This window comes from Nocardia sp. 852002-51101_SCH5132738 (assembly GCF_001665695.1).
Classification (GTDB): Bacteria; Actinomycetota; Actinomycetes; order Mycobacteriales; family Mycobacteriaceae; genus Nocardia; species Nocardia nova.
In genome coordinates this window covers 1-18,629 of sequence record NZ_LZML01000067.1, presented here as the reverse complement: position 1 = coordinate 18,629, position 18,629 = coordinate 1, and the positions used below count along the sequence as shown (strand labels likewise).

At 66.4% G+C, this 18,629-nt stretch carries 18 protein-coding genes; 7 read left to right on the top strand and 11 right to left on the bottom strand.

Annotation, left to right across the window (positions count from 1 at the left end):
* Positions 1-113 precede the first annotated feature (113 nt).
* The 3 genes from A5789_RS10300 to A5789_RS10290 all read right to left on the bottom strand — a co-directional run bounded on the left by A5789_RS10300 (position 114) and on the right by A5789_RS10290 (position 3,638).
* On the bottom strand, positions 114-890 hold the full coding sequence (locus A5789_RS10300) for a GNAT family N-acetyltransferase (RefSeq protein ID WP_064902902.1): 777 nt from the start codon (positions 888-890) through the stop codon (positions 114-116).
* Positions 887-1,870 (bottom strand): GNAT family N-acetyltransferase, encoded by a 984-nt coding sequence (locus A5789_RS37290; RefSeq protein ID WP_197516585.1) that lies wholly within the window; start codon positions 1,868-1,870, stop codon positions 887-889. The genes A5789_RS10300 and A5789_RS37290 overlap by 4 nt, the downstream gene beginning before the upstream one ends.
* A gap of 250 nt (positions 1,871-2,120) precedes the next feature.
* Positions 2,121-3,638 (bottom strand): DHA2 family efflux MFS transporter permease subunit, encoded by a 1,518-nt coding sequence (locus A5789_RS10290; protein ID WP_064927197.1) that lies wholly within the window; start codon positions 3,636-3,638, stop codon positions 2,121-2,123.
* A 388-nt stretch (positions 3,639-4,026) separates the two neighbouring features.
* On the opposite strand from A5789_RS10290, the gene A5789_RS10285 reads away from it, so the two are divergent.
* Together A5789_RS10285 and A5789_RS35435 are read left to right on the top strand one after the other, a co-directional pair.
* Positions 4,027-4,674 carry a type IV toxin-antitoxin system AbiEi family antitoxin gene (locus tag A5789_RS10285; protein WP_063011793.1) on the top strand — a complete coding sequence of 216 codons (648 nt, stop codon included), beginning with the start codon at positions 4,027-4,029 and terminating at the stop codon, positions 4,672-4,674.
* Entirely contained in the window at positions 4,664-5,413 is a 750-nt protein-coding gene (locus A5789_RS35435) for a nucleotidyl transferase AbiEii/AbiGii toxin family protein (RefSeq protein ID WP_082940608.1), read from the top strand. The genes A5789_RS10285 and A5789_RS35435 overlap by 11 nt, the downstream gene beginning before the upstream one ends.
* A gap of 164 nt (positions 5,414-5,577) precedes the next feature.
* Here the strand turns inward: A5789_RS35435 and dhaL are convergent, their stop codons facing one another.
* The 5 genes from dhaL to A5789_RS10260 all read right to left on the bottom strand — a co-directional run bounded on the left by dhaL (position 5,578) and on the right by A5789_RS10260 (position 10,419).
* Entirely contained in the window at positions 5,578-6,246 is a 669-nt protein-coding gene (gene dhaL / locus A5789_RS10280) for a dihydroxyacetone kinase subunit DhaL (RefSeq protein ID WP_082940607.1), read from the bottom strand.
* Positions 6,243-7,247, bottom strand: coding sequence for a dihydroxyacetone kinase subunit DhaK (locus A5789_RS10275; RefSeq protein WP_197516584.1), 1,005 nt, complete (start codon positions 7,245-7,247; stop codon positions 6,243-6,245). The genes dhaL and A5789_RS10275 overlap by 4 nt, the downstream gene beginning before the upstream one ends.
* Positions 7,248-7,363: 116 nt before the next feature.
* The gene (locus A5789_RS10270) at positions 7,364-8,479 is read right to left on the bottom strand and encodes a CHAP domain-containing protein (protein ID WP_064902222.1); all 1,116 of its coding nucleotides are present in this window, start codon (positions 8,477-8,479) and stop codon (positions 7,364-7,366) included.
* Between the two features lie 19 nt (positions 8,480-8,498).
* Positions 8,499-8,981 (bottom strand): hypothetical protein, encoded by a 483-nt coding sequence (locus tag A5789_RS10265; RefSeq protein WP_064902221.1) that lies wholly within the window; start codon positions 8,979-8,981, stop codon positions 8,499-8,501.
* 25 nt (positions 8,982-9,006) lie between these two features.
* Positions 9,007-10,419 carry an amino acid permease gene (locus A5789_RS10260; protein ID WP_197516583.1) on the bottom strand — a complete coding sequence of 471 codons (1,413 nt, stop codon included), beginning with the start codon at positions 10,417-10,419 and terminating at the stop codon, positions 9,007-9,009.
* A gap of 30 nt (positions 10,420-10,449) precedes the next feature.
* Here A5789_RS10260 and A5789_RS10255 point away from each other — a divergent pair, with 30 nt between their 5' ends.
* From A5789_RS10255 to A5789_RS10240, 4 genes are all read left to right on the top strand, one after another.
* Positions 10,450-11,364 (top strand): enoyl-CoA hydratase/isomerase family protein, encoded by a 915-nt coding sequence (locus A5789_RS10255; RefSeq protein WP_197516582.1) that lies wholly within the window; start codon positions 10,450-10,452, stop codon positions 11,362-11,364.
* Positions 11,365-11,373: 9 nt separating this feature from the next.
* Positions 11,374-13,551, top strand: a complete 2,178-nt coding sequence (locus tag A5789_RS10250) for an acetate--CoA ligase family protein (protein WP_064902220.1) — start codon at positions 11,374-11,376, stop codon at positions 13,549-13,551.
* Entirely contained in the window at positions 13,548-14,348 is an 801-nt protein-coding gene (locus A5789_RS10245; RefSeq protein WP_063011705.1) for a crotonase/enoyl-CoA hydratase family protein, read from the top strand. The genes A5789_RS10250 and A5789_RS10245 overlap by 4 nt, the downstream gene beginning before the upstream one ends.
* Before the next feature lie 95 nt (positions 14,349-14,443).
* Positions 14,444-15,814, top strand: a complete 1,371-nt coding sequence (locus A5789_RS10240; protein WP_064902219.1) for an FAD-binding oxidoreductase — start codon at positions 14,444-14,446, stop codon at positions 15,812-15,814.
* 24 nt (positions 15,815-15,838) lie between these two features.
* On the opposite strand, the gene A5789_RS10235 is transcribed toward A5789_RS10240, so the two are convergent.
* The gene (locus A5789_RS10235) at positions 15,839-16,753 is read right to left on the bottom strand and encodes a MurR/RpiR family transcriptional regulator (RefSeq protein ID WP_064902224.1); all 915 of its coding nucleotides are present in this window, start codon (positions 16,751-16,753) and stop codon (positions 15,839-15,841) included.
* A 155-nt stretch (positions 16,754-16,908) separates the two neighbouring features.
* On the bottom strand, positions 16,909-17,208 hold the full coding sequence (locus tag A5789_RS10230; protein WP_064902218.1) for a hypothetical protein: 300 nt from the start codon (positions 17,206-17,208) through the stop codon (positions 16,909-16,911).
* 306 nt (positions 17,209-17,514) lie between these two features.
* On the opposite strand from A5789_RS10230, the gene A5789_RS10225 reads away from it, so the two are divergent.
* Positions 17,515-17,769 (top strand): nickel-binding protein, encoded by a 255-nt coding sequence (locus A5789_RS10225; RefSeq protein ID WP_063011710.1) that lies wholly within the window; start codon positions 17,515-17,517, stop codon positions 17,767-17,769.
* A gap of 115 nt (positions 17,770-17,884) precedes the next feature.
* Here the strand turns inward: A5789_RS10225 and A5789_RS10220 are convergent, their stop codons facing one another.
* Positions 17,885-18,538, bottom strand: coding sequence for a hypothetical protein (locus A5789_RS10220; RefSeq protein WP_174553933.1), 654 nt, complete (start codon positions 18,536-18,538; stop codon positions 17,885-17,887).
* Positions 18,539-18,629 lie beyond the last annotated feature (91 nt).

The following is an 18,629-nucleotide window of genomic DNA, read 5'->3' as shown; positions in this document are numbered from 1 at the left end:
CTCGAACAAGGGCCATGTCGACGCGAAGACGAGACCACCGGCCTCATGAACCGCATGAGCACCAGCGCACACATCTCGGGGAAACTGGCACCCTGGAGATCGGCTTCCTTCGACTAGAGCGATGGCGGACCAGTGGCGAGTCGACCGGAGCGGGGAACGTATTCGATGATGCGGCCGAGGCCACGGAACCCGATCGCCGCGTACACCCGTTCCGCCATCGGCGTCGACTGCAGGCTCGCTGTCGTGCAGCCCCGGTCCCGCGCGTCGTACACCTGGAGCAGGGTCAGGGACGTGGCCAGCCCCCGTCGCCGGGCCGGCTCCAGGGTCTCCACGTTGTAGATCCCGCAGTCCCCGCCCACGTCCAGGCAGATCGCGGCGGCCACGATGTCGTTGCCGAGCCGGGCCAGGGCCACCCGATAGGTGGCGGGATCCAGGCCGGCGAGCAGCCGGTCCGGCAGAAATAGCCGCTGGTAGTCCGACCAGGCCGGCGGCGCCGCATCGACCCGCGGCCTGGGCGAGACCAGCCGATCGAGATCCAGGCCCATGGCCCGGGTGGTCTCGCTGACGATGTAGCCGCGGCGCTCCAGATCCTCACGCATCCAGGTGTCGTCCTCGCACACCCAGGCAGCGAAGCGATCCACCCCGGCCCGGTGGTAGTGCGACTCCATGGCCTCGATCGCCTCGGCGCGACCCGCCTTCGAAAGACCTTGGCCCAGAACAGCGTTGTTGTAGACGTCACGTTCCGGACCGGACGGGAACACCGCGGCGACAACCCCGTCGAGATGGTGAACCGCGGCATCGGCCGCGCCGAGCGCGTTCGCCTCCCAGGAGGCGACCAGGGTCCGCATGCCGCGGCGGAACAGCTCCGCATCACTCGTCGTGGTGGTCATGATCGCTCTCGGTCGTCGTCGGAGAGGTCGAGGGTGAACCAGAGCTGGTCCCGCAGTGGGATGCCGTCGATCCGAATCGGCTCGTGGTACCCGGTCGCCGGAACGAAGGCGTCCCGCACCACACGGCTCATCCGGAAACCGCACCGCTGGTAGAAACGGAGGTTCCCGATATCGGCGGCGGCTGTGGCCAGTTCCACGCGGGATGCCCGCGCACCACATGCCTGTGCGATGGCGTGTTCCAGGAGGCGGCGGCCGACCCCTCGCCCGCGCCAGGCCGGGACCACGGCGGTGTTGACGACCTCGCAGACCTGCCCACCATCCCGGACGACGCTGTGCAGGTGTCCGACGATGGCGCCGTCGACATCTCGTGCGACCCATACTGTTCCGAGGTCGATATATCCGTCCAGGACGGTCGGGGAGTCCTCGGCGAGGCGGAACAGATCGATCAAATCCCGATGCGGCCCTTCGTATTCGACGATTTCGACGTCGGCGGCGTCCCGCGCCGGATTCGGGGGTCCGACCCGCACCTCCGTTGCCGGTCCGAGACTCGGCCGGTCCTGCTCGTCCCCTGGGGGCACGAAGATGACCGGCCAGCCGTCGGGATCGAGCACACCGAACGCACCTCGCCGGGTCCAGTAGGGGTTCTCGGGTACGAAGGGGTGCAGGGCGGAGGAACACAGACGGCTGCGGATCGTCTCCGCCGCGGATGGCTCGGCGAGGTAGACGACCATGGCATGCTCCCGGTCGGGTTGCTCCGACGATGCGGCGGGGCGCGGCGGTGTCACGAGTTCCAATTGCGTGGAGCTGTCCGGCAGGGCGAAGACCACGCCGTCGTAGCCGTCGTGATCATGGAACTCGGCAAGCACCGGCAGGCCGACAATCTCCCGGTAGAACCTGCTCGACTCCGACAGCAGCCAGGTGCCCCGGGCGAACCGGAGGGCGCGTGCGGGGAGGTCGGAAGGCCATCGCGACGGGTCCATGGCGGAACCTCTTTCTGTCGTCCCAGCCGTCGTGCCGACCGTGGTTCTGTGATCACGGTCCGGGATCGGAACCCAGGCGTCAAATGGTTTCCGCGACGCGCTCGGGCCCCTCGAGCTGCGGAGCAGTTGCTCGTCGCCGCGCATCGCCGGCTGAGCCGGCCCGAGCGCCGTACCCACGAACGCGACGCACTGGCCGATCTGCACGCGGCCGGAAAGCTTGTGGTGGTGCAAGTTTCGCGAGCGGAATCGGTCAGATACCGGCCGCTACCGGTGTCTCGTTGCGCTCACGCGCGGCGTGGCGGGGCAGGAACATGGCCGGGACGATGATCACCGCCGTGAGGCCGAACGCCACCCAGAACGCGAAGCCGAAGGAGTCGGCGAGCAATGGTCCGACGACCGGCATCAGTTGAGGCGGGATCGAGTTGATCTGCCCGGAACCACCACTGCCGGAAGGCATTCCGTGCTCGGTCAATTGCCCGGAGAGGTGTTGCGTCAGCGCTGTGACCAGCAGGGCGCTGCCGAGCGACGCGCCGACCTGCTGGATGGCCGAGAGTGTGGGCGCCGCGCGTGTCACGGCGTCCCTGCCCAGTTCCGTGTAAGCAGCCGAAATGGTCGGCATCATCACCGAACCGAGGCCCATACCGCGGACGAACAGGGCCACACAGAGCCAGACGTACGAGGTGTCGGTGCCGACGTGCGTGAACGGGAGGGTGCCGATCAGGGCGAGGACGACGCCGACGGGAACGACATAGCCGGCGCCGATGCGGTCGGTGAGCCGGCCGCCGATCACCATCGCCACGACCGCGCCCAATCCCTGGGGTGCGAGGAGCAGGCCGGCGTTGAGCGGGCCTTGCCCGCGCACGGTCTGGTAGTACAGCGGAAGCAGCAGCATGCCGCCGAACAATCCGATGGCGACGAGAAAGACCGCGATGGTTCCGCTGGCGAAGAGCCGGTTGGTGAGCAGGCGGACGTCGACGATCGAGTCGGCTCCCTTGTGCAGGCTGTGCCAGGTGTAGAGGGCCAAGCCCGCGACGCCGCCGATGAGCCAGCCGAGCACGCCCCACTCGGTGAATCCGCCGTGTGAGCTGGCCTCGGACAGCCCGTAGAGCAGGCAGACCAGGCTACCGGAGAGCAGGATCAGCCCCCGCAGGTCGAGACGGCCGTGCTCGGGCAGGGTGTCGCCGTGCGGAAGCTTCCAGGCCGCGAGCGCGAGGGCGAGGGCGCCGACGGGGACGTTGACGAGGAAGATCCAGTGCCAGCTCGTGTACTGGACCAGCAGGCCACCGATCACCGGGCCGAATACTGGTCCCAGCAACATCGGGACGCCGAGGATGGCCATTGCCCTGCCGAGGCGTTGCGCGCCCGCGGCTCGGGTGATGATCGCCTGCCCGGCGGGCAGCAGCATGCCGCCGCCGAGTCCCTGCAGGATGCGGAAGGCGATCAGGCTTTCGATGGACCAGGCGGCCGCGCACAGAGCCGAACCCGCCACGAACAGACTCACCGCGGTTAGCCAGACCGGTTTGGGCCCGAACCGATCCATCGCCCATCCGGTGACCGGGATGGCCAGCGCCACCGCCAGCAGGTAGCCGGTAACCACCCACTGCGTCGTTGACAGGGTCGCGCCGAGTTCGGTGCTCAACGACTTCAGGGCGACGTTCACGATGGTGGTGTCGAGAACCACCATGATCATGCCGGACACGATGACGAGTCCTGTGACGATGACGCTGCGGTCGAGCTTGCCCGACTGCTGCGCGGTGGTGGCTTCCATATCAGCTCCCTCGTTGAAGGCGCCAGGACTCGACCGGGCGACAACACCCGGCGACTACCCGTCGTGTGGCCAATTATTGCGGCGCTGTCATTCCGCAGGTTGTCACAGACCTCATCGCCGAGGGGGAGATCGGACGAGCCGGGGTGGGTGATACCTCCGCCGACCCACGACACATGTACACGGTCTTTCGGTGGCATGAGAATGCCGGAGGTCGACGGATGGAGATGTCTGGAACGAGTCGGCCGGTTCAGGTGGCTCAGGGTCGGGAAGCCGAGGTCGTTTTCCCACTGCTGTGCCCCGACCTCGATTTCCTGTCGACGTATGCGGTGTTACTATGCAATTAGTTGGGTTATAGCCAACTATATGCATAATCTCTGAGGTGGTGCTGATGACTGGGGCCCGCAGCCCTGTACTGCCGAGTGAGCTCTGGCGCGTCCCGCTGCGAACACTCCGGCCGCAGGACTTGACCGGTATCTATGCTCAGCCGCGTCCTGAGATCGCGCGGCTCGTGGATCGGGGCGTACTGCACCGCGTCGCGCACGGCTACTACATCGTCGTCCCGCCGGAGTACGTCGGCAGAGCCTGGCTGCCCGGCCTCGAGCCGGCTGCCGCGGGGATCGCGTCATCGATTTACGGCGCAGATCGGGCCATTGTCATGGGTGTCAGCGCGGCTCGCATGCTGGGCGCCGTGCCGCGTGCGTTGGCGACTGCGGTTGTCGCGGTTCCCAGCCAGCATCGGCCTATCTCGTTGACCGACCGTTCGGCTCACGTCCGGTTCGTCTGCCGTGACACCGACGTACTCGACGCCGAGCGCATCGACACATCGCTGGGCCCGGCGCTGGTTACAACGCCGGAACAGACTGTGCTCGACCTCGCCCGCCGGCCGCGGCTGGGTAATGCCGAGGGGGAGGTTCGTTCGGCGATCGAGACGCTCTACCGCCGTAGTGATTCGGCGATACTTACACAGCTGGCTGCGGACCAGCGTCTCGGTGCTGCGCTTCGACGTGTGGAGGGTTGGGTGGGGAATGGTAAATGACGAACTTGAAAGTGTCGCAGTTCAATTCGGCGTCTCCCCGGAGCAGGTCGAGCGCGACCACCTGATCTCTCATCTGCTGGCGGCGATCAGCCGAGGATTCGGTGATCGGCTACATTTCATCGGCGGTACCGCTCTGGCTCGTACCCATCTGGTGAACGGCAGACTCAGCGAAGACATAGATCTGGTTGCGTTGGACAACCGAACCGCACTGGCGGCGGAACTCGACGCCGCTTTGCCGCGATCAGTGGCGCGGACCTATGGACGGCTCGAATGGGTACCGCCGCTGAGCAATGTCCCGGATACTGGGGCGGCCAATCTTCGCTCCGCGTCCGGCATATCCGTCAAGATCCAGTTGCTATCGCCACGCGGACGAGCGGTGTGGCCGACCGAGCTTCGCAGCCTCGAGCAGCGATACAGCGATGCGCCACCTGCGGAGCTGCTCGTGCCCACCTTGCCTGCCTTCGCCGCCGGTAAGACGGCAACATGGCACGATCGACGCGCTGCGCGTGACCTATGGGATCTCTGGGCGCTGAGCGACGCCGGCGCTATCGATAGCGTTGCGGGAGACTTGTACCGGAGGTGGGGTCCGACTGGTCGGCTCCCTAGTTCGCACCTGTTCGAACGTGCACCAGGCGAAGACGACTGGAATGCACAACTGGCGGGGCAGACTCGGTTGGCGATCAGCGCTGAGACGGCACTGCATACGGTGCGAGATGCCTGGGCTCGTATTGCGAAGTGACTCGGAAGCATCGGTTCTCCGAGCCATCTCGCCCGTCGTCCGACCGCGGATGAAGTGGCAGCCGCCCGTCCGGAGTCCGACTTGCACATACATCGTTCGGCCGCTCGCGTCAGGGCTTTCCGTTGCCGCCCGAATAGGCTCGGGAATTCGAAAATGCCTGTGCTTCAATGATTACCTGGTGCCGGCAGGGATATCGCATCGAGCAGACGCTCGCGCTCCCCGTCCGATATCTCTGTTCCGGATACCGGCTCCGCGAGCACACACAGCAGCAGCGCCACGCCTACCGCGCCCGGGTCGGGGTGGCCGACGGCGCGTTCGCCGAGGTAACTCGCGCGACCGCGACGTGCCCGCAGGGTCGCCGTGGACAGGGCTCCGTCCACTGCGGCGCTCACCATCGCGGCGATATCGGCATCGCCATTCAGCGCCTCGGCGGCGGGAGCGAGCGCGTCGACCATGGTGCGATCGCCGACTTCCGCCTCGCCGACGCGCTGGATGGCGGCGAGACCGTCCTTGATACCGATCCTGAGGGCGTCGATATAGGAATCCGAGCGTGTCGCCCGGGCGCCGAGTGATTGGAACAGGAGTCCGAACAGCGGGCCGCTCGTGCCTCCGACCTCGTCGAGGAAGACCGCTCGCAGCGTATTCCACGGTGCGGGGGAGTCCGGTGCGGCGAGGCGGTCGGCGACCTCGGCGAAGCCCTCGCGCAGATTGACGCCGAAATCTCCGTCGCCGGTGATCTCGTCCAGCGTGGTCAGTGCGGGCTCGGCGGCGATGAACACCTCGTGCAGTCGGGCGACGGTGCTGTCGAGCGTCGTCAGTGCCTCGCTGGTCATCGTGCGGTGTCCTTCCAGGCGGGTGCGCCGGTCGGGGCGTGCCAGAGATCGAGCCAGCCGTCGGCGAGTTGGGTGAGGGTGATCGAGAAGCCGCTCATGTCCAGTGCTGCGACGAATGTGCCGACCTGGACCGCCGAGATTTCGCGACCTCGGGCAGTGAGGGTGCGCGCCGCGAGCTCGAGAACTGTGCAGAGTTCGAGTTCCGTCGTCGCACCGAGCCCATTGATCAACAGTAACAACGGCTTTCGAGGATCGCCGGGCAGTGAGGCGAGGATATCGGTGAGCATCCGGTCGACAAGTTCCGCGAGTGGTGGCCTGGTAATCGAGGTCGAGGCGCGTTCGCCGTGAATTCCGACCCCGTATTCGAGCTGATCCGGTTCGAGTTCGAAGGCGCGCGCCCCGGTATTCGGTGACGTGAGCGCCTCGGTGGCCACCGCGATACTGCGGCTGTGCTCGGCCACCTCGCGGCCGAGCGAGGTGAGCGAGGTGAGCGTGTCACCGCGGTCCGCGGCGGCGCCGAGGATCTTTTCGACAACGATGGTCGCGGCGGTCCCGCGTCGTCCCGTCGCCGTCTCATCCGATTCGGTGGCGACGTCGTCGTCGACGAGGACCCGGCCGACCTCGATACCGTCGGCGGCGAGCCGTTCGGCGGCGATGCCGAAATTGATCTTGTCTCCGGTGTAGTTCTTGACGATGTGCAGCACCCCACCGGCACGAGCGACGGCCTTGCTCGCCTCGTAGACCTGGCGGTTGTGCGGCGAGGCGAAGATCTTTCCCGGTACGGCCGCGTCGAGCATCCCCATTCCCACGAATCCGACGTGCATCGGCTCGTGGCCGGAACCGCCGCCGGAGACGAGGGCGACCCGCCGTGTCGGCGCACCGCGATCGTGGTGCACGAACAGTGGGTCGGTGGTTATCCGGACCCACGGGTTTCGGCGCACGAAACCTTGCAGCGAAACCTCGGGGCCCTGGCCTGGTTCGTGTAGGAACAGTGCGGGCACAGACATCCTCCTCGTCGATCGACGGCGCGATGTCCAGTATCACGGGGCCGGATGAAGTCGTGTTCCCAGGTGTTCGCTCGGACCGACCACAGGCCGGCAATCGAGCGGCCTTGGGACTAAGCCTCGACACCGTTGTTCTGCGCCGGTGGATGAATTACCCCGTTTACGTAGCTGCTGCCGGGCGAGTACGTGTGCTCACGCACCGCGTCACCCGAATTGCCTTCGATCGTGTGAATCGTGCCGTTGGCATCGACCTTCTCGACCAGGCCGATGTGGCCGACTGCGTTCAGGACGATGAGGTCGCCCACCTGGGCGCGGGAGGCTTTGTCGGCGAGCCCGTGGCGTTGTGCGTCTGCCCAGATCGTGGGCACGCTGACGGCCAGCCCGTGACTGTCGGTGGCGGTCCAATTCAACGGGATGTGCGCCTGCTTCCAGGCCCAGGTGGCGAAAGCCGCGCACCACGGCCCGTCGATGTTGTAGGGCTTGCCCGGCAGGTGGTTGACGCCTGTTTCGTGGACGTTGAGCTGGCTCATCGCGGCCTGGATGGCGCCAGGGGCACCGGGCGCCAGCGGAAGCGGGACAATGCTTCCCGGCCCTACCGGCGTGCCGGGCGTCGACCACGGTGTCGCACCGGCGCTCGGCGTGCCGCCGGACGGATATGTCGCGGTGGGGCGGTAGGTGGGGACCGAGTTCTCGATGGTTCGCTTCTGGTGCTGGATCTGCCTCGCGGCAGACCCGACCTTGCCGTGCACATAGCTGACGGCGTCGAGGGCGGCGGTGATCAGGCGCAGTTCGTCAGCCGGTGCCAACGGTTGATGGCTCTCGTTCATCTTCGAGGCGTATTCGAGCGTGCCTTGGAGGCGGTGCACCTTGGCCATGCAGTCGGTGAAGGTCCCGTTCGAGGTGTCGAAGGTGGAGTAGTAGGCCTTACGGACGTCGTCGTTGTGGCCGCTGATCGCCACCTTGGCGGCGCGTATCTTCGCCAGCGTCGCGGCGTGGCTGTCGACCAGGGCGGCGTAGTCGTGTTTGTCGTCGAGTCCGTCGTGGAGCAGTCCTTGCTTGCCCATTTGGTACAGCAGGTCGGGCTGTTCGGACGGCTTTCCCGAGGCCAGCAAACCGATCGATCGGCGCAGCGCCGTCTGCACCGCGTCGAGAACGGCAATGAGGCCCTTGTGTGCTCCGGCCGGCGGAGTCAGGGTGATGTCGCTGAGTTGAAATGTGCTCGGGCTCATCGTGTTACCTGCGGGAGAGTCACGATCGGGGTCGGTCGGGGTGAGCGGCGCGCCACCTGAGCAACCCGGCGATCAGCGCGTCGACTTGGCTGCCCGACAGGATAACTGTGCCGCATCGCGCGGGTTCGGTGATCGAGAATCTGAGCTCGTCCTCCGATATCGCCGGTTTCTCGCAGCCGAGCAGCGGTGCTTCGGCCGCGATATACCCGTCGAGCATCGTCCCGATGTAGTAGGCGGGGTTGTCGTCGGGGCCGAAGGTGAGCCGACTGCCCAGCATGCGATCGACGATCGCGTGGATCTCGGGGATGACCTGTTCCGGCGGCCGGCCCGAATCGCGTGCGTGTTCCTCGATCATCGCAGCGAGCGGGCCGGTGGGATCGCTACTGGCGGAGACGATTTCATCGATACTGTGGCAGTTCCAGTCGATGTCGCCGTGCTCCATCCGGTCGGTGATTACCGACATCAGGCGGACTGCCAGGTCCTTGTCGGTGTGTCGGGGCATGCGGTCGGCCTTTCGGATACGGGTCTCACCCGCCGACGGTGTGGCTGGGCGTAGCGGAAGGGACAGATGTGGTTCGGCGATGTCGTTGATGGACCAACCCCGCGCATATCGCCGCTGCCGTCACGACTGTGGTCAGTGCCAGGGAGTTTCGCGTCGCGGAGGTGAAGGCCATGGCCGCCACGATGGTGACCAGCGCCGCGGCCACCAGATACGACAGGTAAGGGTGCCCCCACATTCGAACTCCGCGTTCGAAATCGACGTCGGCTCGCGCGTTGCGACGAGAGACGATTTGCGTGGCGCAAATGCAGAGATAGACCACGACGGCCACCGAGCCCGACGAGTTCAACAAGAAGGTGAACACCGCGCCCGTCGGCAGGAAGTAGTTGGCGCCGACCGCGACGAATCCCGCACTGGCGGCGGCGAGCACCGCCGCGACGGGCACGGCGGATGCTCCTGGGCGGCCGAGGAGCGCCGGCGCCTCCCCGCGCTGGGCCAGCGAGAACAACATCCGCGAGGACGAGTAGATGCCTGAATTGAGGCACGACAGTACGGAAGTGAGCACGATGAGATTCATCACCGTCCGCGCTCCGGGGAGCCCCAGTGTGGAAAGAACTGCGGTATAGGGACTCTCGGTGACCACGGCGGCATCCCAAGGCAGCAACGTGACCACGACGAGCACGGAACCCACGTAGAAAATCACGATACGCCAAGCGACACTGCGCATGCTGCGCCTGACCGCGCGGCCGGGATCGGCGGCCTCACCGGCGGCGATGGTGACCAGTTCGGTGCCGAAATAGGAGAAGAACACCGTCAGCACGGCCACCAGTACGGGGCCCCCGCCGCGAGGGAACAATCCGCCGTGTCCGAGCAGGTTCGTGGTGCCCGGTGAGCTGTGAAGGGGCAGCAGCCCGAGAATCGCGGCACCGCCGATACCGATGAACAAGACGATCGCGGTGACCTTGATCAGCGCGAACCAGAACTCGAACCGAGCGAACGAGGTGACCGCGGTCAGGTTCACCGCGGTGAGGGCGGTCATGAAGCCCAGAGCGGCGAGCCAGGTGGGCACCGCGGGCGCGAGCTGGTGCGCGATCGCAGCGCCGGCGATCGCCTCGAAAGCCACTGTGACACACCAGTGGTAGGCGTAGAGCCATCCGACGGCGAGGCCCGCCCACGAACCCAGCTCCCGTGAGGCGTAGGCGGAGAACGAACCCGTGGCCGGGTGGGCGGTGGCGAGTTCGGCGAGCATCCGCATGACGAGCACCACCAGCAGTCCGGTGCACAGATATACGAGCACGATCCCCGGCCCGACGGCCGAAATCGTTGCACCACTGCCGACGAACAGTCCGGCGCCGATGACGCCGCCGATACCGATCATCGTCATCTGGCGGGTGCTGATGGCGCGTTGCAGGTTTTCCGACGTGGACAGCGAGGTGGGCACGGTGGCGCCTTCTTCCTGAACCTCTGGGCGGTGACCCAGGTAATCGCTTGCCCCCCTTATGAAACACGCCATTCCCACGGGATGCAAGAGAAGTTGCATCAAAACTGTTTTGTGCAACTATTGCTTGCAGCCGGCGTAGCCGTGCTCGAGCCGACGAAGGGACAACCGACCGTGACGACAGTGGTGACGACTCGATCCGACGATCTGATGACGCTGACCTTGAACCGCCCGGATCGACTGAACGCGGTCAGCGAGACGATGTACGAAACACTGATCGAGCAACTGACTCTTGCCGATTCCGCACCCGAGGTCCGCGCCGTCGTCATCACCGGCGCGGGACGCGCCTTCTGTGTCGGCGCCGACATGAAAGCCCACAGCTCCGGCACCCGCGACCGCTCCGACCGCGAGCGCTACCTGCTGCTGGCGCAGACAGTGTGTGAGCGGATACAGACGATGAACACCCCGGTAGTCGCCGCCGTCAACGGCTACGCGCTCGGAGCCGGCGCTGAAATCGCCGTCAGCGCAGACTTTCTCGTCGTCGCGTCGGATGCTCGGATCGGCTTCCCGGAGGTCGGCCTCGGCACCTTCGTGGGCGGCGGAGTCACCCACCGCCTACCGCGCCTCGTGGGCCTGCGCCGCGCCACCGAACTGCTCTTGCTCGGTGAACCATTTAGCGGAGCGGACGCGCACGCGTGGGGTCTGGCGTATCTGGCGGTGGACAGTGGCAGCGTCGTCGCAGCGGCTCAGGCGCTGGCCGCCACGTTGGCCAGGAAAGCCCCGCTGTCTGTCGGCCGAATGAAACAGGCGCTGCGCCACAACGACTCTCTCGACGCGGCGCTCGAATCCGAACCACACCAGATTCTCGCGTTGATGCAGACGCGGGACTGGGCCGAGGGTGTCGCGGCTTTCACCGAGCGGCGCGCCCCCCGCTTCGAAGGAAAGTAGGAAAGCGCTGTGGTTCAAGCACATTCCGCATCGTCCGCTGTACAGACCGCTCCCGCGCGATCGGCCCTCGCCCGCTTGTTCGAGCCGCGGTCGGTCGCGGTCATCGGCGCCTCCGCCGATCCTGGCAAACGCGGCTACCAGGCCGTTCGTGGACTTCAGGAGGCCGGTTACGCCTATCCGGTGTATCCGGTGAATCCCCGCGGCGGCCGCATCCTGGGGCTCGAGGTCGCGTCATCGATCGCCCAGCTTCCCTATGGCGTCGACGTCGCCCTCATCGCCCTGCCCGCCGCTGCCGTTCCCGACGCTCTGCGCCGTTGCGCGGCGGTGGGGATTCCCGCGGCGGTGGTGTTGGCCAATGGATTCGAGGAGACCGGTGCGGCGGGCGCGCAGGCACAGACCGCATTGGCTCGAGCGATCGCCGAGACCGGCATCCGCGTCGTCGGACCCAACACGTCGGGCCTTCTCAACCTCGCCACGGGCGCGAATCTCGTTGGTGTACAGAATGTTCCGCCTGGTGCCATCAGCGTGATCACGCAGAGCGGGAATATGCTGCTGTCGCTGGTCAACGACCTTCGGACACTGCGGGGCACCGGAATCCACGCCTATGTCGGACTCGGCAACCAGGTCGATGTGAGCTACGACGAATGCCTCGCCGAACTCGCGCGTCATCCCGAAACCGGGGTGATCGCCATTCATATCGAAGGATTCACCGACGGGCGTGCGTTCCTCCGGTCCGCGGCGCAGGCGATCCGGGACACTCCCGTGGTGGTCCTTCGCGGTGGACGGTCGCAGGCCGGTCGGGCCACCGCGCGTTCACACACCGCATCCGTGGCCGGATCCGACGCTGTCGCCGCCGCCGTGCTGCGCCAAGCGGGCGTGGAATCGGCCGAACGATCCGACGAACTCGCTGTGCTCGCCAATGCCCTGGCCTCCACCCACCCGATGGCCCTCGGACGCGGCGTGGTCGTGCTGTCGGACGGCGGTGGACACGCCGCGCTGGCCGCCGACGCGCTGGCCGCCGCAGGTGTCGAACTCGCCGCCCTCGCCGACGACACCCGCGACGCACTGCGGCAACTCCTCGGCCCCGCAGCGGCGGTGTTCAATCCCGTCGATGTCGCGGGCGCCACGGACACCGATCCCGCTCTCTTCGCCGACGCGGTCGAGATCCTGACCCGTGATCCAGCGGTGGGGCTGGTGCTGATCGTCGGTATGTACGGGGGCTACCACCTGCGCTTCGATGCCGCACTGGCCGAGCAGGAGGCCGCCGCCACGGCGCGACTGCTGGAATGTACTGCCGCGCAGAAGGTTCCGCTGGTCGTGCACAGCTGCTACGCCGGTGAGCGGAATGTTCACCACGACCTGATGCGCGCCCGAGGGGTATCGGTGACCAGTTCCCTCGATCACGCGGCCGGTATCGTCGCGGCCCTGCGACGACGCGGCAGAATCCTGGCCACCGCAGCCCAGCGGTCGTCGTTCGCCCTGCCTCGTCCTGCACCGCGGCTGGTCTCGGATCGGCCGGTGCTCGACGAACCCTCCGCCAGAACCTTTCTCAGCCGGCAAGGCATCGATGTCGGCGAATGGACGGTGGCACCGACGATCGCCGACGTCGTCGTCGCCGTCCGGGAATACCGCCGGCCGTGCGCGTTGCGGATCGTATCGCCGGATGTGGTGCACAAATCCGACGTGGGTGGTGTGCGGTTGCATGTGGCGGCCGCGGACGCCGAGGCGACCGCCACGGCCATGATCGGGTCGGTGACCTCCGGCGTGCCCGGTGCGCGGATCGACGGGATCATCGTCACTCCGATGGCCGAGCCGGGCGTCGAGTTGCTCGTCGGCGCGATGCGTGATCCGGTCTTCGGACCTGTCGTCGCCTTCGGCAGCGGCGGGGTACTGGTCGAAGCACGGGACGACGTCACCTTCCGCGCCGCGCCGCTCACCGACGTCGAAGCCCTCGAGATGATCGAGGAAACCAGGGCGTCACGTCTACTCGATGGCCACCGCCACCTGGAAGCGATCGATCGGAAACAGCTGGCGCGCCTGCTGGTTCGCGTCGGCGCGATCGTCGCGGCGCACCCGGAGATCGCCGAACTAGATCTCAACCCTGTGATCGCCTCCGGCACTGCGATCCTTCCGGTCGACGTTCGCATCATTTTGTCCGACAACGACACCGAGGAGGCCGGACGGTGAGTGGACCGGTGCGGATCGACCGCCGCGGTGATGTGGTGGTGTGGACTCTCGACAACCCGGCCACACGAAACGCGATCTCCGACCCCGAAACCATCGCGGCACTGGAGGACGCCATCGCCGAGGCCGACCATGATCTCGGCGTGCGCGTCGCCATTCTCACCGCGGCCGGCCCAGCGTTCTCTTCGGGAGGCAACATCAAGGACATGCGCGACCGGACGGGAATGTTCGGCGGCAGTCCGGCGGAGCTGTATCGCAATTACCGGCACGGCATTCAGCGCATTCCGAAAGCACTGTATTACTGCGAAGTTCCGACGATCGCGGCGGTGAACGGGCCTGCCGTGGGCGCCGGCTGCGACGTGGCGATGATGTGCGACATTCGGATCGCATCCACCGCCGCGACCTTCGCGGAAAGCTTCGTGCGAGTCGGCATCGTTCCCGGTGACGGCGGGGCATGGCTGCTTTCCCGCGCGATCGGCCCGGCCCGCGCTGCGGAAATGGCTTACACCGGCGAGCCGGTCGACGCGGCGACCGCGCTCGAGTGGGGCCTGATCTCCGCGGTTGTCGAGCCGGCGCTGCTTCTCGAATCGGCACACACCCTCGCGACGCGGATCGCGCGGCAACCGCCGCATGCGCTGCGGATGACCAAACGCCTGTTGCGTTCGGCCGAAAACCACAGTCTGGAAGGTATTTTGGATCTCTCCGCAGCGATGCAGGCCGCGGTCCATCACACCGCCGACCACGCCGAGGCCGTCGCGGCGATGCTGTCCCGCCGAGAACCCCGGTTCACCGGGACGTAGTCGATGATCCGTGAAATGTGTTGTTGCCGTTGCCTTCGGTGAACGCCTCAGCAGAGGTAAATGGCTCAGCGGACGCGAGTAGGAGAATCGGCGGGGTGCGAACCCTGGAACTGGTGGACGAGTTGGCGGCGATCGTCGGTCGAGCCCATGTGCTCACCGATCCGGACGTCGTCGCCGGACACGTAGTCGACTGGACCGGCCATTGGGTAGGGAGCACCTGCGCCGTGGTCCGCCCCGCCGACACCGCGGAGACCTCCGCGGTCCTGGCGGCCTGCCACCGGGCCGGGGTCGCCGTCGTTCCGCAGGGCGGAAATACCGGCTTGGTCGGCGGGTCCGTTCCGATGCGGGGCGAGTTGGTGCTCAGTACCGCTCGTCTCGACGAGATCGAGCGCGTGGACCCGATCGGCCGCACCATCGCCGCAGGTGCCGGCGTGACCGTCGCCCGAGCCCAGCAGGCCGCGCGCGCCCACGATCTCGACCTGGGAGTCGATCTGGCCTCGCGGGATTCGGCGACGCTCGGCGGGATCGTCGCTACGAATGCCGGCGGCATCCGCATGATCAAGAACGGCAACACCCGTCATCAGGTGCTCGGACTCGAAGCGGTGCTGGCCGACGGCCGAACAGTCAGTCGCTGGAAGGAATTGACCAAGGACAACGTCGGATACGACCTGCCCGGGCTGCTCGCCGGCTCGGAGGGCACGCTGGCGGTGATCACCCGCGTACTCATGCGACTGGTCGTTCCGCCGCGGGAAACGCACGTTGCGCTCATCGGCGTCGGCACCGTCGGCGTCGCATTGCGCCTCATAGCCGAAATACAGCGTGCCGGAATCACAGTGGAGGCCGCGGAACTGATGACCCGGGCCGGTATCCATTTGGTCCGCACGCACTGCGCGCTTCGACCACCGCTCGCTGCCGACCCCGCGTACTACCTGCTGGTCGAGGTGTCGGGCCGGCCGGAAACCCAGGCAGCGCTGTTCGACGTGCTGGAAGACGCCGGACCGAATGTGCTCGACGCGGCCGTGGAGCAGGGACCCGCGCATCGGCTCTGGCGGTACCGGGAAGGACACACCGAAGCCGTGAGCGCCGAATCATCCACTCCGCCGGTGAAACTCGATCTGTCCACCCCGGTGCGGGAAATCGAGCCGTTCCTCTCAGCGCTCGGCGAGGATCTCGCCGAATCGGCTCCCGCTGTGCGCGCGATCTGTTTCGGCCACCTGGGCGACGGCAACATCCACGTGAATCTTCTCGATGTCGCCGCCGACGACCGCGATGCGGTGACCGATACGGTGCTGCGGCGGGTGGCCCTCCACGACGGCAGCATCAGTGCCGAGCACGGAATCGGGCGGGCGAAGGCTCGATGGATCGGGCTCGGTCGCAGCGACGTCGATCTCGACATCATGCGGTCGATCCGAGCTGCCCTGGATCCGGCACGACTGCTCAACCCGCACATTCTTCCCGCGAAATGATCTTCATTCCTGCCGAGAAGTTGCTCAGCCGCGAGCAGACGTGGTCCCACTGCGGTAGATACCGAAACTGCTCAGCAGGTTCTCTTCCTCCAGCAGGGTCGATCGAACGCTGTGACCGAGGGTTTGGGCGACACCAGCGGCCAACGCCTGTGCCAAGGCGGTGAACGCGGTCATCGACCGGAGGACCGAGGCACTGGACGCATCGACGAGAAAACAATCGTGGGCGGTCGTCGCCAGCGGAGACCCGGCGTTATCGGTCAGCGCCACCACGTGCGCACCGCGGTCGCTTGCCCACTGCGCGGCGCGAACGGTATCGGTGCTGTAGCGATGAATGGAGATCGCGACGAAACAGTCGCCCGCACGCACGCGGCGCAGTTCGTCGGTGAGCGAGCCGGCCGCACCGTTGATGGTGTGCACATCCTCGCGCAGCATGCCGAGCAGATATCCGAGCAAGTAGGCCGGGGCATGAGATTTACGCAGACCCAGCACGTGGACGTGGGCATCGCGTGCCAGGTGTTCGACCACGCGGTGCCAGGTCGGCTCCTCGATACGGGCGAAGGTGCGGGCGATGTTCGCCTGATCCAGCGCTGCGGCCTGTTCGAGTACTCCGCTGCCGACGTTTCCGAGCTGCTCCATGCTGTCGAAGCGGCGCAGCAGTTGCGCCTGCTCCTGCAGATGTTCGCGGCACAGACGGATCAGCCCCGGGTAGCCCTGCAAGCCCAGGCCATTGGCGAACCGAACGACGGTCGCCTGGTTCACCCCGACCGCGGAGGCGAGCTCCGAGACGGTCATGAACGCGACGGTCTCGGGATCCGACATCACGCGCTCGGCGAGCTTGCGATGCGAGGGCGACATCGAATCCAGACGCCGGCGCAGTTCGGCCAGAAGTTCGTCGAAGCTCGCAGGGCCCGACGTCGACTGCTCACTTGTGGCGGCCATGGTCGCTCCATTCTCCGAACTGTCCGGAGGGTCGGCGGATCCGGACACCTGAACTCTAATGGGCCGCGGTGCAGCTATCGATCGCCGTTCGAGGCCGACTGCGGTCGGTGGGGTCCGCCGGCGGGCTGGAGCGAAAGAGGTTCTGCCGCCAGGGATCAGGAGGCCGGCTTGGGCTGGGAAAGGTCCTTGATACCGGTGATCGCCGTGATGATGTTGTCGATACTGGAGGTGCCGCCCTCGAGGGCCGAGCTGCCGGAGTCGAGCATGGCCGAGCCCGACGACAATCCGGCGGAACCGGAGGACGAACCGCTGTCCGCCGAGCCCGTGCTCAGCTGCGCGGGGGCGGTGGTGCCCGAGTCGGCCGAGGGTGCGGCCGCGGAGGCGATGGCGACCGGGCCGAAGAACAGCGCGGCGGCGGAGAGGGTGGCGGCAGCAAAGATCTTGCGAGAGACCATGTACGGGAGTTCCTTCCACAGATGAATAACGATGCCATCACGGCGCGTAACCCAAATATATGAAGGTGAAATGTGTAAATCCACTTTCGTTACTGTGTGAATGGTCACGGTTAACAGCTGGCGAACTGCGCATTTCGTGCAGATCTCAGAATTGATCTTGCATTCTTTCCGTTAATTACATGATCAATTCTCCGGGCTTCCGGCCGATGCCTCGAATCGCGGTCCGCGGGCTGTCGGAGGGATCACGTACGGCGTAATCTACGTCACATCGCCACTCGGCGTCGCCCACTCGACCAAGGAGTCCTGATGGTCCTCTTCATCGACGTGCACGAACATCTGCCCGAAGGCACGACGGTGCGGGACGTGGCCGCCGCTCATGCCGCCGACGTGGCGATCCAGGGAGATTACGGCGTGACGTACCAGCGCTACTGGGTCGACGAAGCGAGCCACACGGCGTTCTGCCTGGTCGATGCCCCGGACGCGGATACCGCGATCACCGTCCATCGCGAGGCGCACGGGCTCGTTCCCGACCGGATCTACCCGGTGGTCGAGGGCGACTGATCGTCTCCGCCGGAACGTCCACGCCCCGGCTCGATCGGCCCGCGGCGTCCGAACGAATGCGGCTGGGATCGCCCGCGTCCTTGTGCCGACGCCCGGTACTTCGGATATCGGTGCGTCAGCGCCCGAAAACGTTCACTTCGATCTCACCGCCGAGGCGATAGCCCTCGGACAGATGCAGATTGTCGCCGCTCCAAAATCTGCCCGGGTCGTACCAATTCGGGCGCTTCTCCGGCAGCAATCCCATCGCTTGGTAGGTCAGGGCGACGATTTCCGCGCAGTAGGCGTTCTCCAGGCCGGCTTCGGTTTCGCGGTGCTTCGAACGCTTCGGTCGCGGTATCCGGCCCCGGAACCACCGGCCGGCCAGCGCGCTTGTCGAGGGAAAAGGCATGCCGTCCAGCCGTGCGACCGTCCGCAGGGCCGCATCCTCCATCTCGGGTGTCACAGGGCGATCCAGCTGGCGCAGCCAGGCTTGCTGCCCGTAATCATTGGTCCAGCGCAGGACCGCGGCCTGCAGGTCGTGCAGCTGGGCGCCGCGATGGTGGTTGCCGGACCAGACATCCGGCAGCGCTCGGCCGAGTTCGGCATGCCAGATGAGGGCCGGCAGGTCGTCGACGACCACCGCCATGCCGACATGGTTGACCGGGCTGTTGGTCAGGCCCCGGATCGCGCGATCGGCGCCGGAATGTCCACGGAACAACCACAAGTCGCCCGTCCGCGTGAGTTCGACCGCTTCATCCAAACCGATACTCGAGGGCGCTTCGCGTGGCACAGCGACTAGCCTAGTACTCCAGCATCACTTTGTGATGTAATGCCTGTCTTCGCTGGTAGTGGGCTTGTTTTGCCTGGTGTTGATGTCTTCG

Coding starts and splice junctions, on each gene's coding strand:
- A5789_RS10230 (WP_064902218.1), bottom strand. CDS start 17,208: ATGGTCTCTCGCAAGATCTTTGCTGCCGCCACCCTCTCCGCCGCCGCG.
- A5789_RS10270 (WP_064902222.1), bottom strand. CDS start 8,479: ATGAGCCCGAGCACATTTCAACTCAGCGACATCACCCTGACTCCGCCG.
- A5789_RS10225 (WP_063011710.1), top strand. CDS start 17,515: ATGGTCCTCTTCATCGACGTGCACGAACATCTGCCCGAAGGCACGACG.
- A5789_RS10300 (WP_064902902.1), bottom strand. CDS start 890: ATGACCACCACGACGAGTGATGCGGAGCTGTTCCGCCGCGGCATGCGG.
- A5789_RS35435 (WP_082940608.1), top strand. CDS start 4,664: ATGGTAAATGACGAACTTGAAAGTGTCGCAGTTCAATTCGGCGTCTCC.
- A5789_RS10285 (WP_063011793.1), top strand. CDS start 4,027: ATGACTGGGGCCCGCAGCCCTGTACTGCCGAGTGAGCTCTGGCGCGTC.
- A5789_RS10235 (WP_064902224.1), bottom strand. CDS start 16,753: ATGGCCGCCACAAGTGAGCAGTCGACGTCGGGCCCTGCGAGCTTCGAC.
- A5789_RS10265 (WP_064902221.1), bottom strand. CDS start 8,981: ATGCCCCGACACACCGACAAGGACCTGGCAGTCCGCCTGATGTCGGTA.
- dhaL (WP_082940607.1), bottom strand. CDS start 6,246: ATGACCAGCGAGGCACTGACGACGCTCGACAGCACCGTCGCCCGACTG.
- A5789_RS10290 (WP_064927197.1), bottom strand. CDS start 3,638: ATGGAAGCCACCACCGCGCAGCAGTCGGGCAAGCTCGACCGCAGCGTC.
- A5789_RS37290 (WP_197516585.1), bottom strand. CDS start 1,870: ATGGACCCGTCGCGATGGCCTTCCGACCTCCCCGCACGCGCCCTCCGG.